The 16,900-nt window shown below is 45.1% G+C and carries 9 protein-coding genes; 2 read left to right on the forward strand and 7 right to left on the reverse strand.

What is annotated here, in order from left to right; translation table 11 throughout:
• Positions 1-53 precede the first annotated feature (53 nt).
• From BDE36_RS18640 to BDE36_RS18655, 4 genes are all read right to left on the reverse strand, one after another.
• Positions 54-2,606, reverse strand: coding sequence for an L-rhamnose mutarotase (locus BDE36_RS18640; protein ID WP_141816077.1), 2,553 nt, complete (start codon positions 2,604-2,606; stop codon positions 54-56).
• Position 2,607: 1 nt separating this feature from the next.
• Complete coding sequence (galB, locus tag BDE36_RS18645; protein WP_141816078.1) at positions 2,608-5,016, reverse strand: beta-galactosidase GalB; 2,409 nt, start codon at positions 5,014-5,016, stop codon at positions 2,608-2,610.
• Between the two features lie 87 nt (positions 5,017-5,103).
• Positions 5,104-6,201, reverse strand: coding sequence for a glycoside hydrolase family protein (locus tag BDE36_RS18650; protein WP_141816079.1), 1,098 nt, complete (start codon positions 6,199-6,201; stop codon positions 5,104-5,106).
• A 19-nt stretch (positions 6,202-6,220) separates the two neighbouring features.
• Complete coding sequence (locus BDE36_RS18655) at positions 6,221-9,004, reverse strand: family 78 glycoside hydrolase catalytic domain (protein WP_141816080.1); 2,784 nt, start codon at positions 9,002-9,004, stop codon at positions 6,221-6,223.
• A gap of 198 nt (positions 9,005-9,202) precedes the next feature.
• Here BDE36_RS18655 and BDE36_RS18660 point away from each other — a divergent pair, with 198 nt between their 5' ends.
• Positions 9,203-10,393: an ATP-binding protein gene (locus BDE36_RS18660; protein WP_141816081.1), complete on the forward strand. Its 1,191-nt coding sequence runs from the start codon at positions 9,203-9,205 to the stop codon at positions 10,391-10,393.
• 21 nt (positions 10,394-10,414) lie between these two features.
• On the opposite strand, the gene BDE36_RS24210 is transcribed toward BDE36_RS18660, so the two are convergent.
• From BDE36_RS24210 to BDE36_RS18670, 3 genes are all read right to left on the reverse strand, one after another.
• Positions 10,415-10,630, reverse strand: coding sequence for a hypothetical protein (locus BDE36_RS24210; protein WP_235904186.1), 216 nt, complete (start codon positions 10,628-10,630; stop codon positions 10,415-10,417).
• A complete protein-coding gene (locus tag BDE36_RS18665; protein WP_235904188.1) occupies positions 10,621-11,163 on the reverse strand; it encodes an AAA family ATPase in 543 nt (180 codons plus the stop codon). The genes BDE36_RS24210 and BDE36_RS18665 overlap by 10 nt, the downstream gene beginning before the upstream one ends.
• 171 nt (positions 11,164-11,334) lie before the next feature.
• Positions 11,335-11,853 (reverse strand): hypothetical protein, encoded by a 519-nt coding sequence (locus tag BDE36_RS18670; RefSeq protein ID WP_141816082.1) that lies wholly within the window; start codon positions 11,851-11,853, stop codon positions 11,335-11,337.
• A gap of 198 nt (positions 11,854-12,051) precedes the next feature.
• Here BDE36_RS18670 and BDE36_RS18675 point away from each other — a divergent pair, with 198 nt between their 5' ends.
• Positions 12,052-16,851 carry a RecQ family ATP-dependent DNA helicase gene (locus BDE36_RS18675; protein ID WP_141816083.1) on the forward strand — a complete coding sequence of 1,600 codons (4,800 nt, stop codon included), beginning with the start codon at positions 12,052-12,054 and terminating at the stop codon, positions 16,849-16,851.
• The last annotated feature ends 49 nt before the right edge of the window (positions 16,852-16,900 follow it).

The raw sequence follows: 16,900 nt of genomic DNA on the forward strand, positions 1-16,900 counted from the left end.
GGCTTTTAGCAGTTGGCAATTGGCTTCCTGCATGATAATTCATAACTCATAATTCATAACCCATCATTCCCTTTCAGCTCCACCCAAACCTCCCCAGGCTTTGTGCCTGGAATTCCCTCCTGGTATTTCTTCATCAGCGCGTTCCATTCGTCGACTCTCGGATTATTTTCCGTTGTCAGCGGATTAAGCTCATCAAGGGTTTTTCCTTTCGGAATACTGATCACCAGTAAAAGCTGTTTCCCATTGCGAAATAGCAGCAGACGCTGAAAATCAGCATTACAAAATCCTTTAGCCACTTCAGGCCATTTCTTAAGCTGAGCAGCATGAAAATCCATATACTCCTTTTGTAAGCCTTCATCGGCAACCAGATTGGCTGTTAACAAAATATTATCCCACTCAACTGCCTGACGTATATCATTGCAACGTTCTTTTCCTGAAAAGGAATAAAAAGGCGTGTTGTAACTCTTCACAACGGCATCAGGAAAGCGAAGGGCAAGCTTCTTCTGCATCTTTTCCGAATCATTCAGGAAATCATCAAATATCACAACGTGATTATCCCATTGAAAAATGGAATTCGTCGCTATACCGTGCTGCCTGCAAATATCGGCTATTGAAGAAAGGTCTAGCCGTTTTCCCGGTTTCGCGCTGATCTCTATCGCCTGCGGCTTCGACCCCAGACCATCTACATGCGCATATACCGAATTAACCTCTCCTTTGGCTGGAGCACTGAATCTCAGCAGATCTTTATACTTCTCCTGAATCCCGGCGGCAAGCCTGATACTGTCTGCTACCTGAGGCCCGTTATTCTCCCACACATTTCCCGGGCCATTTGCATTCTGCAGAAATTTTCCAGCCGGGCACCAGTTATCTTTAACCGTAAAATAAGAAGAGCCTTCATCTGTGTACAGGTAAAACCAGTGATGAGGATCATGCGCATAAGGCGCCTTATAGATACTATCGATATAGTTTTCTGTAATGGAGGACCCGGGCTGTGCTGATAATGTATAAATACCCGCAACGTCGTACATATTCCGGCCATAGTGATGGATCTTATTGGCGCGGATCACGTTATTATTCATCACATTGATATCCTTTGTCCAGCCCCAGCCGACAGAAATACCTGAATAAGACACCTCATTAATTTCATTATGCTCTATCTTTATCCCTTTTACAAAGCCCGCCCCGATACCTACACAGCCCCAGTCTTCGTTGGTCACGTCCGTTATAAGATTATTCCTAATTTCCGTTTGAGCCGTTACTTCCCTCTGATCGGCAGGATTATAAGCAAGGTGAGACTCAAAAGCCTCGTCTGAAAACACCCCTGCGAGGATTGCAGATCCGCCTATATCCTTAAACAGGTTGCCCTCTACGCCGTCGTTCTGGTTTCCTCTCCTGAGGTCAAGGCCCGTAGATGCAAGATGTTCAAAACGACATCTCTCAAATCCGGTGTGGCTGCTGAAACTGACTTCCACCGCCGCCTCCGGCCGCCCTGTCCAGCCCTGATTTTCGAGGCTTTTCTTTTCGGGAGTACCCGGAACTTTTAGCTTATAAGCATCAAGAAGATACATGCCCGCCTGAAGAGGAACATGCCCCGCCTTCGAGGGACGAAGCCATCCGCTATGCTGAAATGAAATCCCCTTGAAATATACATGAGATACAGGCCTGTCTGCAGTACCTTCCATCTTCACAAGCGTTTCCAGAAAAGGCACGGTAACGACCGCCTTACTCAGGTCCTCATTTTCACTGGGCCAGTAGTACACCTTCCTGTTTTTCTTATCAAGAAACCATTCACCCGGTTCGTCCAGAAACTGGATCGCGTTGCTCAAGTAGAATGCCGAGTTTCCTGTTTTAGAAGAGATCCAGGGCGCAGGCCATGGATGTTCCGATTGTATATGGCTCTCAGGCTGATGAAACCTGAGCCGTGCGTTTTCCCCTTCCGTTTCAATGGATTTAACTCTCAGAATAGCAATGGCCCACCATTGATGGATAAACATTTCGAGTCCTTCGGCTTCACTCAGTCCCTTTATCTGAGGCAAGGGAATCAGGCAGCTCTCAGAAGCATGATCCCATGAAACGATCCTGCTCATCGAGATACCGCTCGCATCCTTCGCCCTTACCGCTTTGTGGTCACCGATCCACAGTTGCCTGAAATCAACCGGGTTTCCTCCTTTCAAAGGGACATCTGCCACCCATACATTTCCCTTTGCCTTCCCAGATAATCCCCTGACAACACCAGTTGCACGCTGCCATTTACTAATCTGCACGCCGCCGCTTAATACCGGATATTCTCCAGGCGCAGCCTCTATAATTGTCGGGCTGGAGGGGTTTCCTGAATCTTCGGGCCTGACAAACAAAGGTTCATCAAGACGGTAAACATCCCCGCGAAGGATTATACGAATACCCCCAGCTACAGAGGGATCATTTAGCCGCCGCAGCTCTCTCCCCATGCGAAGAGCCGTATGAATACTCGACACAGGCTTTTCTTTCGTGCCCGGATTCTTATCAGAACCAACCGCCGATACCCATATCTCTGCTGCTTTCGATGGGTAACTGCAAATAAGCCAGCAAGTCAGAATAGTGAGGTATAATCTGTACTGTTTCCCCATGTTATCTTGCTTTTAAGGAAATTACTGCGGGATCCAGACCCTCAGCAACCGCCCGTAATACTATTGTTCCGCGTTTTTCCGATGATTGAATGATCGCCAGACAAAGGCCGTTAAAAGCCTTCCGGTGATCAGCCTTAAAAGGCTCCATACTGGCCTGGTATCCGTTATCAACACCCGCAATAAAACCTTCACCTCTAATGCTGAACTTCACGAGGTTATCTGCATCCGGCACCACATTCCCCTCTTTATCGAGGATCTTCACCGTAATGAACGAGAGGTCCCTGCCATCGGCCCTGATCTCTTTCCTGTCGGCAAGCAGTTCTATTTTCGCAGGTCTACCGGCCGTTTTCACTTCTCTTACCAGCACCTCTTTCCCGCCTTTGCGCGACACAGCCTTCAGCACTCCCGGTTCATACTTTACACGCCACATTACATGCAGATCGTCGTTCTCTTTTGCCTTTACCCCGAGCGACTTTCCATTCAGGAAAAGCTCCACTTCGTCGGCATTATTATAGTAAGCCCAAACATCTACCGTTTTCCCTTCCTGCCAGTTCCAGTGCGGCAAAAGATGAAGGACAGGCTTGCTGGTCCACTCACTCTGATACATATAATACGAATCCTTCGGAAAACCGGCGAGATCAAGAATTCCGAAATAAGAACTTCTGGCCGGCCATGGATATGGAATTGGTTCTCCGAGGTAATCAAAACCAGTCCAAACATACAAACCGGCTATATGATCCAGCTTCTTTACCGTTTTCCAGGTTTCTTCATGGGTGGAACCCCAGTATGCAGAGACGTTATCATAAGCCGAAACCGTATAATCTTTATTACCTTCTGTCAGTTTAGTCTTCCCGTCCTTTGGCCAGCGCCTGATACTATCCGAAGGCATATCATAATGTCCGCGGGTGGCGATAGCGGACGAAGTCTCCGATGCGATAAACTTGTAGTCGCCGAACTTCAGCGGTAAGCTGTCATATTTTGCATGATTATAGTTAAACCCAAGAAGATCGAGGGCCTTCGCCTGAAAGAGGAAATTCTTTTGGGGAACCATTTCAGTCAAAGCGGAAGTGACAGGCCGGGTTTGATCCAGCCGTTTAACAATAGAGGTAAGCTCGCGTGTTATGCTGATGCCCGTACTGTCAAACTGTTCCCTGATTTCATTTCCGATGCTCCACATGAATACAGAAGGATGGTTCCTGTCGCGTTTGACGTGATCCTCAAGATCCCTTTTATACCACTCCGGAAAATCAAGATGATAGTCCTTCGAATTCTTCTTCTTCTTCCACATGTCGAAGGTTTCGTCCATTACAATGAAACCCATCCGGTCGCACAGATCCAGAAGTTCGGGAGCCGGAGGATTATGCGCGGTTCGGATACCGTTACAGCCCATCGCTTTCAGTAACTCCAGCTGCCGCTCCATGGCGCGGACATTAATCGCTGCGCCCAAAGCGCCGAGATCATGGTGATTACAAACTCCGAGTATTTTGAGGGGCTGGCCGTTCAGGCTGAACCCTTTCTTTGCGTCGAAGTTGAAGAAGCGTATTCCAAAGGGCGTCACATAATGGTCTGTCAGCTTCTTTCCAATATATACCTCGGTCACTACACTGTACAGATAAGGCCGGTCTACCGACCATAGAATGGGATTGCTTATTGAAATCTTCTGATTAGCCACCGCCGACTTACCTTCAATATGCACAGACACTTCACTTTTGCCGACTTCCTTTCCTTTTTCATCCACAACAAAAGTTTTAAGTATGACATTGCTGCCCGCACCGCTGTTCTTCAGACTTGTTTCAACCGACACCTTTGCATGAGATTCGCTCACTTCGGGAGTCGTAACATAGGTACCCCACAAGTCTACCCGCACTTCGCCGGTCGTTTCCAGCCAAACGTTCCTGTAGATGCCGGAACCTGAATACCATCTCGAATTAGGCTGTGCCGAATTGTCAACCCTCACAGCTATCACATTCCATTTCCCGAACCTGAGATAAGGAGTCAAGTCATAACTAAACGAGATATAGCCATTAGGCCGTTTGCCGAGATACTTTCCGTTCACCCAAACCTCGCTGTGCTGATACACGCCGTCGAAAGTGATGCTCACATTCTTTCCTTTTGAAGACGAGGGTACAACAAAGCTCTTCCTGTACCAGGCAATCCCGGTTGGCAAAGCCCCCCCTTCCGGCTTTGCCGGATTAAAGTTGCTGAAATCCCCCTCAATACTCCAGTCATGAGGAACGTTCAACGACCTCCAAAACGCGTCCTTATAATTAACCTTAGATGCCTCTTTCTCATCTCCAGCAAAAAACTTCCACCCCTTATTGAACGACTCGCGCAAACGCACATTTCCCTGTCCGTAAACCAGTACGGGTAGCATCAGAAAATACAGAATAAAACACCTCAATTTCAGCATATTTTTTGTTATCGTCTTTAGGCTCTCCGCCATATTTACTACTTGCTATTCTCTTGATACTTGTGTCTTGATACTTGATACTTCTTATCACTTCCCAACAAACCTCACCACGCTTTTACCCAGATCTTTAGAAGTTGCAACCGCAATTCCCCGCTGGTCTTTCTTGTTCACGGCGCAGTAAAAGTGATATACCACACCTTTATGCTTTACAACAAATGACTTATGGGCATAGAGGCTGTCATAGTGTTCAGAGGGCTCTATCAGATTATCACCAGTCCAGTCTGTCCAGTTCACGAGGTCATAAGAACAGGCGAATCGGTTGAATGCACCCTTTCTATCCTGCCAGAACGCACCAAAATAGAACATCACCCAGAGGTCGTCAATCTTTTGCAGAACAGCATCACCGGTTATCCCTACCGGGTGGTGCATCACAGGCTCCTCGTTAAACCGTTTCCAGTTAACCATATCATCAGAAACAGCCATGCCAATCCGTTCGAACCACCGTGTTTTAATATTATTTTTAGCCGAATCGCCATTAGCATTATAATACATCACGAAAGGATGTCCTGTCAGCTTCTTTTGGTCGTATATTACACTACTCTTAAACAGCTTTCTGTTCTCCCACCAACGTACGTCCGCGTCCTTTGATGTAAAAAAAGGTTTATCAAACCGGGTCCATTCATGAGGCTTTGAAGGATCCTGTGTTGTGTAAGCCATACTAATCCCAAGGTCGCCGGCTTCATAGCCTTTGTCGGCTCCTCCGAAATACGACATCCAGTATTTTCCGTCATGCTGCTTCAACTTATAACTTCCCCCCCATTTCGTATCCTGCAAGGCTATATATCCGGCCCGCTGACTGCCGTCCCATTCCGTGCTATCACCAAACGACATCAGGCGGCCCTGCTGCTCCCAATGCAGAAGGTCCTTACTTTTCGCCATCCAGGTTTCATACCCGCGGCCGTTGAAGATAACATAGGTCATGTACCAGTTCTTTCCTTTTCTAAAAACACTGGGACAATCCATTTTTTGCGAATCATCTGACGGTACCAGCACAAGACCATATTTATAGGGAGTCTTAATTTCCTTATACACCTCCTGCATTTTCTCGTCACCTACCGTTTGTCCTTTTAAAGACATGCCGCTTAAAACGACCAGTATAGCTATCAAGGCAATCTTAAATCTCATCTCTCTCAGAATAAAAAAACTAACTGATTTTTACTGTAAACCGATACACTCCCGAGCCAACTTCTAAAACAGTCTTTCCTTTAACAACGGCCTTCAATAATATTTCGCTGCTGGTGGTAAGCGGTCTGCCTCCCTCCATAATCATTGATGCCTGCTCTGCAGGCAGCCAGACTTCAGCCTTTGTGTTCACCGGAATTTTTATGGTTAGCTCAAATTCATTTGCCGTTTTCGTCCAGCGACTGGAGATCAGTCCGTAGGGGGAATAATGATCTGCACCTCCCGAAGTAATATCCCCCACGAGTTCAGGATGAATTACGATCCGGTTGAACGCTACCGAATTCTCTGCCGGCCTGATACCTGCAAGGTCGCTGTAAAACCATTCAAGAATATGCCCCAGCATAAAATGATTGTTGGAAACCGCCGGGGAAGCCACCCACGACTCGGTGAGCGCTGTAGCGCCCTTAGCCAGCTGATAACCGTATCCCGGCACCTCCGTATTGCTGTTCATATCATAGATCACGTCCGATCTTCCGGCGTCTGCCAGCACCTGGATCAGATAACGGAAACCGATGTCGCCCGCCGTGAGGCTGTTATTCCTGTCACGGATATCCTTCACAATATTATCAACTACCGCGTCCTTATCCTCCGGATCAACAAGGTTCATGTACACTGCCATGGCATTGGATGTCTGACTTCCGCTGCCGTACTGTTTCTTTTCCTTGTCGTAGAATTTCTTATTGAAGGCAAGTTTCACTTCTGACGCCAGTGCTGCATACTTTGCGGCATCGGCTTTCTTTCCGAGAAGAAGGGCAGCCTTTTGAAGAATGACAAGATCATAATAATAGTAGGCAGTTGCAGTTAACCCCATCGGAGTCATCTGCGAAAACCCTGAACGCTGCGGACCGATATCATACCAGTCGCTTAAGCCGTAGGAAATAATATATCCTGAAGCTTTGCTGCTGAGATATTCGAGGTATCGCTGCATCATCTGATAAGAGCTTTCAAGCGCCTCTCTGTCGCCATACCACTCATAGAGATACCAGGGAAGAATAATGGCATTACTTCCCCATTCAGGCGAATCACGAAAAACACCACCCGAAAAATCCATTACCGTATATTCAGGCACCGTGCCAGGAATTAACCCTTCAGGCGTCTGCGCTGTTCTCAGATCGCTTAAAACCTTCCTGCAGAGATTGGCAATATGATAATTGTAGCGAATAGAGTTACCCACAAGATGCACCTGTTCCTGCCATCCAAGGCGTTCGCGGTGCGGGCAATCAGTAAAAACGCTGACCAAATTACTGCGGATAGCCCAGTCGATCAGCTTACTGGCGCGGTTAAAAAGATCATTCGAAGAAGTAAACTCGCCGGCCCTTTCCGCTGCATTCCTTGTGTGCAGCCCCCTTACCGCTTTCAGTACCGGCTTGTCAGTAACATTTTCCATCCCTTGGGGCACCGCTCCGTCAATCTGGAGGTACCTGTATCCGTAATAAGTAAAGCGGGGGGTCCAGGTTTCTACACCCTCTCCCTTCAAAATATAGTCGTAATACACCGGTTTACCCGTTGCTTTCTGATTAGCCGTATTGTCGTCATTGAGTAATTCGGCAGGCGTTATTCTTACCGTGTCGCCCTTCTTTCCCTGTACTGCAATTTCCGGGATACCCGAAGCATTCTGACCAAGGTCGAACACGTAACTTGTCCCGCCGATCTTCATCGTATCCACAGGAACGAAACGCTCAAAAGTCTTCAGGGGATCGGCCATCTGCGATTTCAGCACAGGAGGTCCGTCTGTAAGAATGACCGGCTTCCACGCCTTATCATTAAACACTGCTGTATTCCAGCCAGTTTGTTCCTTCCGCGCATCGTAATCCTCCCCGCCATAAATACTGCTATAGGTAACAGGGCCCGGCGATGTTTTCCAGGTGGCGTCACTCAGGATATTTTCTGTTGTACCATTCTGATATTCCAGCAGAACGCGACAGATCATTTTAGGATAACCAAAGGCGCTGGTGAGCTTGCGGTAGCGTTTATCCCGCGGAGTATAGTAAAAACCATTCCCCAGCATCACTCCTATCGCATTCTTTCCCTCCTTCAGCTGACCGGTCACATCGAAGGTGACATATATAGCTTCCTTATCATATTTAGTCCATCCCGGATCAAGGAAATGATCGCCGGTTTTCCGTCCGTTCAGGCTCATTTCAAAGTGACCCAGTCCCGAAATAAACACCGTTGCCCGTTTCACCCCGGCCTTTACGGTAAAATCCTTACGAAACAGAGGCAAGACATTATTAGAAGGACTAAGATTTTTGCCCCCCTTACCATGTATAGCAGGCACAATCTTTTCAGAATCAGGTAATTTCTCATAGGCAATCCATCTTGCACCCTTCCAGTCGCCGGCAGCAAACAAACCAGTTTGCCATGAAGCCACCTTGCTCCAGGCTGATACACGGCCTTTATCATCCCAAACCCGCACTTTCCAGAAATAACTTTTCGCAGGAAGCAAGGCTTTACCCTCATACTTTACCTGAATCGAAGCCCCTGAAACAAGCTTCTTTGAATCCCAGACATTTCCGAGGTTAGCAGAAAGCGCTTTCGCGTTGTCAGCAACTAATACCTGATACGCAGTTTGCAACACGTTCCGTCGCTCAGAACTGATTTGCCAGCTCAGCCGCGGCGTCTTTATATCAACCCCAACAGGATCTTTTTTAAATTCACAGCGCAGGTTCTCCACCATCAGCCCTTGCCCAAAGGAACATACAGAAATAAAAAGGAAAAGCAAGGAAAGAGTAGTTAGTTTGCGCATTCTTCTTTCGTATCTATGGCTAGCAAACAAAATTACTCGGAGAAGACAGCTCTTTTATATAAAAAGTTCTCTATATATTGTATGATATTATCTTAGCGTATACCATCTGCTGATATACCATAGTTATATGAGTTCTTCGAATTTTGTTGTTTACATTTAACATTATTACATTAATTTTGTTGTGCAAACAGAACAAGAATGGAAAAACTTAAAGAAAAGTATTATAAGAAAATAGATAATATCCCCCTCCGTTTTACGCGATATTTAATGAAAAAAATCGATTGGAGTAACCGTATAATAGGGATAAAAGGTGCACGCGGCGCCGGAAAGACAACGTTTCTGCTACAATATATACGCCTGTATTTACCTCAGGACAATAAAACTTTGTACGTCAGTCTCGACGACTTATATTTTACAGAGAATAAACTTATAGATTTTGCGGATACATTTGTTAAGCAAGGCGGAGAATACCTTCTTCTTGACGAGGTTCACCGGTATCCAAACTGGTCGCAGGAAATAAAAAATATTTATGACGATCATCCGGATTTAAAAGTCATATTTACAGGATCATCTATATTACATATCGATAAAGCAAGGGGTGATTTGAGCAGAAGGGCCGTAATGTATGAATTATCCGGTCTTTCTTTTCGTGAGTTTATTAACTACACGACCGATGCAAACTTAGAAGCTGTTGAACTTAAGGAGCTGCTCAGCAATCATACAAGCATTGCCCGCTCTATAGTAAAGAAATTACGACCGCTTGAGCATTTTCAGAATTACCTTCGCTACGGTTATTATCCTTACTTCGCAGAAAACATAAATCTATATCCCCAAAAGCTCGCCGAGACTATTTCTCTTGCCCTCAGTACCGATTTACCGGCAATGTACGAGATTAGCAATGCAAGTATTGAAAAAATGAGATTACTACTGTATATTTTGGCAGAGTCAGTCCCATTTAAACCCAATATATCAAAGCTGAGTGAACGTATAGGAATCAGCAGAAATTCACTGCTCAACTTTCTCCGTTATCTCGAAGATATGCGGGTAATACGAAGTGTTTACAGCTCTATTCACGGTATCGGACTTTTGCAAAAGCCAGAAAAAATATATCTCTATCATCCAAACATTCACTATGCTTTAGCTAGCAACGATAGTAATGTCGGAAATATAAGAGAATGCTTCTTTTTAAATCAAGTTCAGACAACAGAAAAAATAACCTATCCGTCAGAAGGAGATTTTAAAGTAGATGATCTGGTATTCGAGATTGGAGGCAAGGGAAAAAACACAAAACAAGTTAAACACATGCAGGATTATCGTATAGTTTCCGACGATATTGAAATTGGTTCTGACATAAAAATTCCTTTGTGGCTATTTGGTTTTCTTTATTGAGCATTATGAATATAAAATACTTCAATCCTCCATGAGATGTCTTAAAAACACATCGGGATTATCCAGGAAAGATTTAGTGAGCCGGTAATGCTCCGTCTGGTCATAAGTTGTCTCAGAAACACCCGTTTCGTCAAACTGGAAGATGGAAGCTCCGGGGTAACATATCAGGATGGGAGAATGCGTTGCTATTAAAAACTGTGCCCTGCCGCTCCTTTCCAGCTGGTTAATTACCGACATAAAGCGAGTATCCGCGCCGGAGATAAGGCTGCTTCAGGCTCATCCAGTATATAAATACCTGAATCGAAGTGATTATCAAATAAAGCGAGGAAAGATTCACCATGCGATTGCTCATGCAGGTATTTACCGCCATAAGCATCAAGAAGTTTTTGACGATCACCAGGGGGAGCTTCCCTGGCAATTTCATCAATATATGAAGCAAAATTAAAAAAGCTCTCCGCCCGCATAAAGAAGCCATTGTTAATTCTTCTGGGCCTCCACACCAGTTCAAGAGACTGCGCCAGCGGTGATTCATATCCCTGAAACCCGTAGCCCGTATTGAAGTTGTGATTTCTGTTCCCTCCCCTCAAGCCAAAACCACACTTTTCTGCAATCCCCTCCAGAACAGTCGATTTTCCAGATCCGTTCTCTCCGACAAAAAAGGTCACGTTGCTGTATAATGATAAACGCAATCCGTTTCTCAAAGCAGGAATATTAAACGGATACACATCAGAGAGAGAAGCAGGATGTTTTATTTCTGAAAGGTATGGCATAACGGGTATAACATTTTTATTAAAACAAACATTTTTATAACCTCGAAGTACGGTCGAACTCAATGCAATAATAGCTTAAATTCCGGGAAGACTATCTGGCAGCTTTATTTCTGCTCGTATAATCTTCGATTTAATGGATCGATACCTGATGCACCTGACTGTTAATCGCCACTAAGACAGTATTTGTTCTTCTGTGCTAATTAAAGCCTTCCTGGTTTCAATGTCATTCTTCAGTTTATCCAGCCAATAAATAATCAGGAAGGGAACAAAATTGATCAATAACGAGAGTTCTGACGTGTTATCGGGAGTATACTTTAATCCAAAACCGGATAATGAAAACGCTGCGTCAGGTATAATCTTATCCCCGATTTGTATCCCAAACGCAATTCTAAAGCCAGAATAGTAGGAAAACCCAAAAGCTGCAACATTAATTTGAAATACCTGAAATATTTGGTTCCAGATCGAAGCTTGTAGCCCTTCTACCTCTGATTTACGCAATCTGTTACCACAGTAAATGGAGAAAGCAAATAATCCTCCTGCTATCGAATAAAACAAAAATTGCAAACCACCCAGTACGGGTTCCTGCACAAACATTCTGCCGGTAACATACAGTCCGAACAAACCACCAGCTATCTGGTAATATCCCAGACCTTTCATCCGGTCTTCAATGTCAAAAGATAAAATTCTCATCAAGATGGAGTAAAAATGGTTCACTGGCCAAGGGGCAGGATAAATGTAAACCGGAAGGTTGGAATTTGCAAGATAACCTTTAGAAAAAAAACATGGCCACTCACGTTAGTAATTGTTTCGTTTACCCTCTTCATATACAAAATATACAGCTCTTCTTGTATCTTTACTACCACCTATATAACCCTATATTACCCGAGAATGGAGTCAATTGTCTTTTTTGATACTGAAATCGAACCCCGCAATAAAAAAATACTGGATATCGGTGGTATTCGCGGGAATGACCATCGTTTTCATTCAGCTTCCGTCAGCTCCTTTATCAGGTTTATTAACGGCGCGAAATTCATCTGCGGACATAACATTATCAATCACGACCTGAAATACCTTAACGGGTATCTTAAGGAAGCCGGAGAGAACAGCTATACTGTTATTGACACTCTGCTTCTTTCCCCGCTGATGTTTCCTACTCACCCATGCCATGCATTGCTGAAAGACGACAAACTTCAAACCGAGGAGTTGAACAATCCTCTTAACGATGCTATAAAAGCTAGAGATCTCTTTTTTGATGAAGTGTCAACCTTTAACCATCTAAGGCATGAACAGAAGCAGATCTTCTGGCTATTGCTGAACCATCGTCCTGAATTCAGCGGATTTTTTGATTACACCGGACATTATACAAGCCCCCAGGATGCCGCAACGCTTATCCGGACGACGTTTCAGTCTGAAATCTGCAGCCACGCAGATCTGGAGCAGATCGTGAACCAATGGCCGGTAGAGCTGGCTTATTGCCTTGCACTCATTAACAGCAAAAAACCCAATAAGCTGCTGCCTCCATGGGTTGTCAGGCAATACCCCAAAGCAGAATGGATTATAAAGGTTCTTCGCGAAACTCCCTGCCCCGAAGGATGCAATTACTGTAATAAAGCTTTGGACATTTACGAAGGACTGAAAAGACATTTCGGGTTCACTGCCTACCGCAGCTATGGAGGGCAGCCCCTCCAGGAGATGGCAGTAAAGACCGCCGTTAACAATAAGTCATTATTGGCTGTATTCCCTACCGGCGGAGGCAAGTCCATCACCTTCCAGGTGCCTGCTCTTATGGCCGGCGAAAACTCACGAGCTCTTACCATGGTGATCTCGCCCTTACAGTCGCTGATGAAAGACCAGGTAGATAACCTGGAAAAAGCAGGGAGCACGGTTGCGGTTACCATTAACGGATTACTTGACCCGATTGAGCGTGCTAAATCTTTTGAACGAGTGGAAGACGGATCAGCATCAATCCTCTATATTTCCCCTGAATCCTTACGTTCGGTGAGCATCGAACGACTGTTACTTGGCAGAAAGATAGCCCGCTTTGTAATAGATGAAGCCCATTGTTTCTCGTCATGGGGACAGGATTTCAGAGTAGACTACCTGTATATCGGCGATTTCATCCGTTCACTTCAGGAGAAGAAAAACAGCGAAGAACCTATTCCCGTTTCCTGCTTTACCGCAACGGCTAAGCGGAAAGTGATAGAAGACATCCTTCTCTACTTCAAGGAGAAGTTGTCTCTCGATCTGGAGGTGTTCAGGACCGGGACCTCAAGAACCAATCTCCACTATCGTGTACTTAACCGGCAGGACGACACTGAGAAATACAATACATTGAGGGGACTCATCGCAGAAAAGGATTGTCCTACCATTGTATATGTCTCAAGGACAAAGAGAGCGGGCGACCTTGCCAATCAGTTAACCAAAGACGGATTCACAGCTCTTCCCTACCACGGAAAGATGGAGTCATCAATGAAAATCCGTTACCAGAATGATTTCCTTTCAGGATCTGCCCGCATTATGGTAGCCACTTCGGCCTTCGGAATGGGTGTAGATAAAAAAGATGTCGGAATGGTCATCCACTATGATATTTCTGACTCTCTTGAAAATTATGTTCAGGAAGCCGGAAGAGCGGGCAGGGATGAAAATATCACTGCGGAATGCTATGTATTATATAATGATGACGACCTCTCCAAACATTTCATCCTGCACAACCAAACCAAACTGGGGATTAAAGAAATACAGCAGGTTTGGAAAGCGATAAAAGATCTGACAAAATTCAGGTCGGCTGTATCAAATTCAGCTCTTGAAATAGCCCGTAAGGCTGGCTGGGATGATACGATCGCTGAAATAGAGACAAGGGTAACTACAGCTATTGCCGCACTTGAAGACGCTGGCTATATACAGCGCAAACAAAATATGCCCCGGGTGTTTGCAACAAGTATTGTTCCCCGTAACGCACAGGATGCGATCGACAAGATACATACCTCACCGAGGTTCAACGAAGAACAGCGGGCAAGTGCCGTAAGGATCATCAGGAAATTGTTCTCGGCTAAAAGCAGGAAACACGCAACCGGCGAAACGGCAGAATCGCGGATTGATTACATTTCCGATCATCTGGGAATCACCCGGGAGAAGGTGATAGAGGTGATTAACCTGCTCAGGGAGGAGAACATCCTTGCGGATTCAAAAGACCTGACCGCCTTTATCAGAAAAGGAGAAAGCAGGAACCGCTCCTTAAGCGTCACAGAGACCTTCTTCCGGGTCGAAAACTTTCTGTTGTCTGCCATCCATGGTGATGATCAGATTTACTCATTTAAGGAGCTGAATGAACAGGCTGAAGAAAAGGCAATAGAAAATGTGACCCCCAACACGATACAGACCATCCTCAACTTCTGGTCGATAAAGAAATGGATATCCAAAAGAAGAGGCGGCTTCTCGAAGAACCACTTAAAAATAAACTGGCTGATCAGCGAAGAACAGGCAAAAGAAAAGTTTGGAAGGCGCCGTGACCTTGCAGGTTTTATTATTGGATTTCTTTACAGCAAGGCGATGGCCGACAGTCCGGAAACCGATCCGGGAGAGGAAGAAATACTGGTTGAGTTCTCCGAGCTTGAACTCATAACCGAATACAACAGCCAGACTGCTCTTTTTCAAAACAGGGCTACTTCAGAAGATATTGAAGATGCTTTATTTTATCTTTCAAGGATCGGCGCGCTGAAGCTGGAAGGAGGTTTCCTGGTTATCTATAATAAACTGACGATCGACAGGCTTGAGAAAAATAACAGGGCAAAATACACCCTGTCCGACTATCAGAAGCTAAGCCAGTTCTACGAGAATAAAGTTCAGCAGATCCACATCGTGGGGGAATATGCTCAAAAAATGATCAATGACTATAAGAGCGCGCTGGAGTTCGTCGACGATTACTTCCAACTGAACTATTCGTCCTTTCTTAATAAATATTTTAAAGGTGACAGGCAGACCGAGATAAAAAGGACACTCACACCGGCTAAATTCAGGCAGATTGTGGGCGACCTTTCACCGGCGCAACTCGGGATAATTAATGACAACACTTCTAAATACATTGTCGTAGCCGCAGGGCCCGGCAGCGGAAAGACCAGGGTACTCGTTCATAAGCTCGCATCCCTGGCAATGATGGAAGACATCAAGCTGGAACATCTGCTGATGATCGCTTTTTCAAGAGCAGCTGTGACCGAATTCAAGAAACGGCTTATCGGCATTATCGGAAACGCAGCCAACTTTATCGAAATTAAAACATTTCATTCCTATTGCTTCGACCTGACCGGGAGAGTCGGCAATCTCGAAAAGTCGAAGGATGTCATCAAAGAAGCCGTTCTCAAAATACAAAATGGGGATGTTGAAACGAGCCGCATTACTAAAACTGTTCTCGTTATTGATGAAGCTCAGGATATGGATGCTGATGAATATGCCCTTGTTGAAGCCCTTATACAGCAAAACGAAGATATGAGGGTGATTGCCGTAGGCGACGACGACCAGAACATTTATACATTCCGCGGTGCCAGTTCTGAATATATGGAAAAGCTGATTTCCGAAAAAGGAGCAACAAAATATGAACTTATTGAAAACTACCGGAGTGAAAATAATCTTGTTCAGTTCACTAATAAATTTGCGGAGAACATATCGCACAGGCTAAAGGCAAGTCCAATTGTGGCCAGACGGGCTTCAAACGGAACCGTCCGCCTGATCAGCTATAACGGAGGCAGCCTCATTACTCCGCTTGTAAATGATGTACTGAATACCGACCTGGCCGGCAGCACCTGTGTCCTCACACGGACAAATGAAGACGCCCTGCTCGTTGCCGGATTGCTACTGAAACACAACCGCCAGATAAAACTCGTCCAGGCTGAAGAGGGAATAAACCTGCGAAATCTCGTTGAAATCCGTTTTTTCCTTAAACTGCTGGATCACTACGATGATGTTTTTATCATTCAGAACGAACACTGGAAACAAGCAATCGCAGAGCTGACAGGCAGGTTCAGCAAAAGCTCCAGGCTGGAGATGTGCCTTCGTCTCCTAAAGGACTTTGAAGAAGCTAACACCAGGGCAAAATACCGCAGCGATCTTGAAACTTTCATCATTGAATCTAAGCCAGAAGACTTTACCTCTGTCACAGAAGATTCTATTCTGCTCTCCACCATTCACCAGGCAAAGGGCAAAGAGTTTGATCAGGTTTTTGTACTCCCCGGCAATTGCCATACGTATGATGAAGACACCAAAAGGCTCCTGTATGTGGGAATGACAAGGGCTAAAAAACACCTTTCCATTCATACCACCGACAGATTTCTTCAAAATATCAAAGGCGAAAATATTATAAGGATAAAGGATGATACTACTTATCCCCCGCCTAATCAGATATTACTCCAGCTTACTTACAAAGATGTGTGGCTCGACTATTTTATATCACGACAGCAATCTTTATCACGTCTGACCTCCGGAGATTTGCTTCTCACCGGAAATGATACATGCAAAACATCTGACGGGATTCCGGTATTAGTGTTCTCAAAAAAATTCCAGCAAACAATTACCGACATGCAGGCCAAAGGCTTTACCATGACCTCTGCCAGAATAAATTACATTCTTTACTGGACTAAAGAGGAGACGGAACAGGAGATCAAAATCGTACTTCCGGAGGTACATTTTGAGAGGTAAAAAATAACATCTTTTACAATTACCGGATTTCCACTTGTATGCAGTAGAA

The sequence above is a fragment of the Arcticibacter tournemirensis genome, from assembly GCF_006716645.1.
Lineage (GTDB): Bacteria > Bacteroidota > Bacteroidia > Sphingobacteriales > Sphingobacteriaceae > Arcticibacter > Arcticibacter tournemirensis.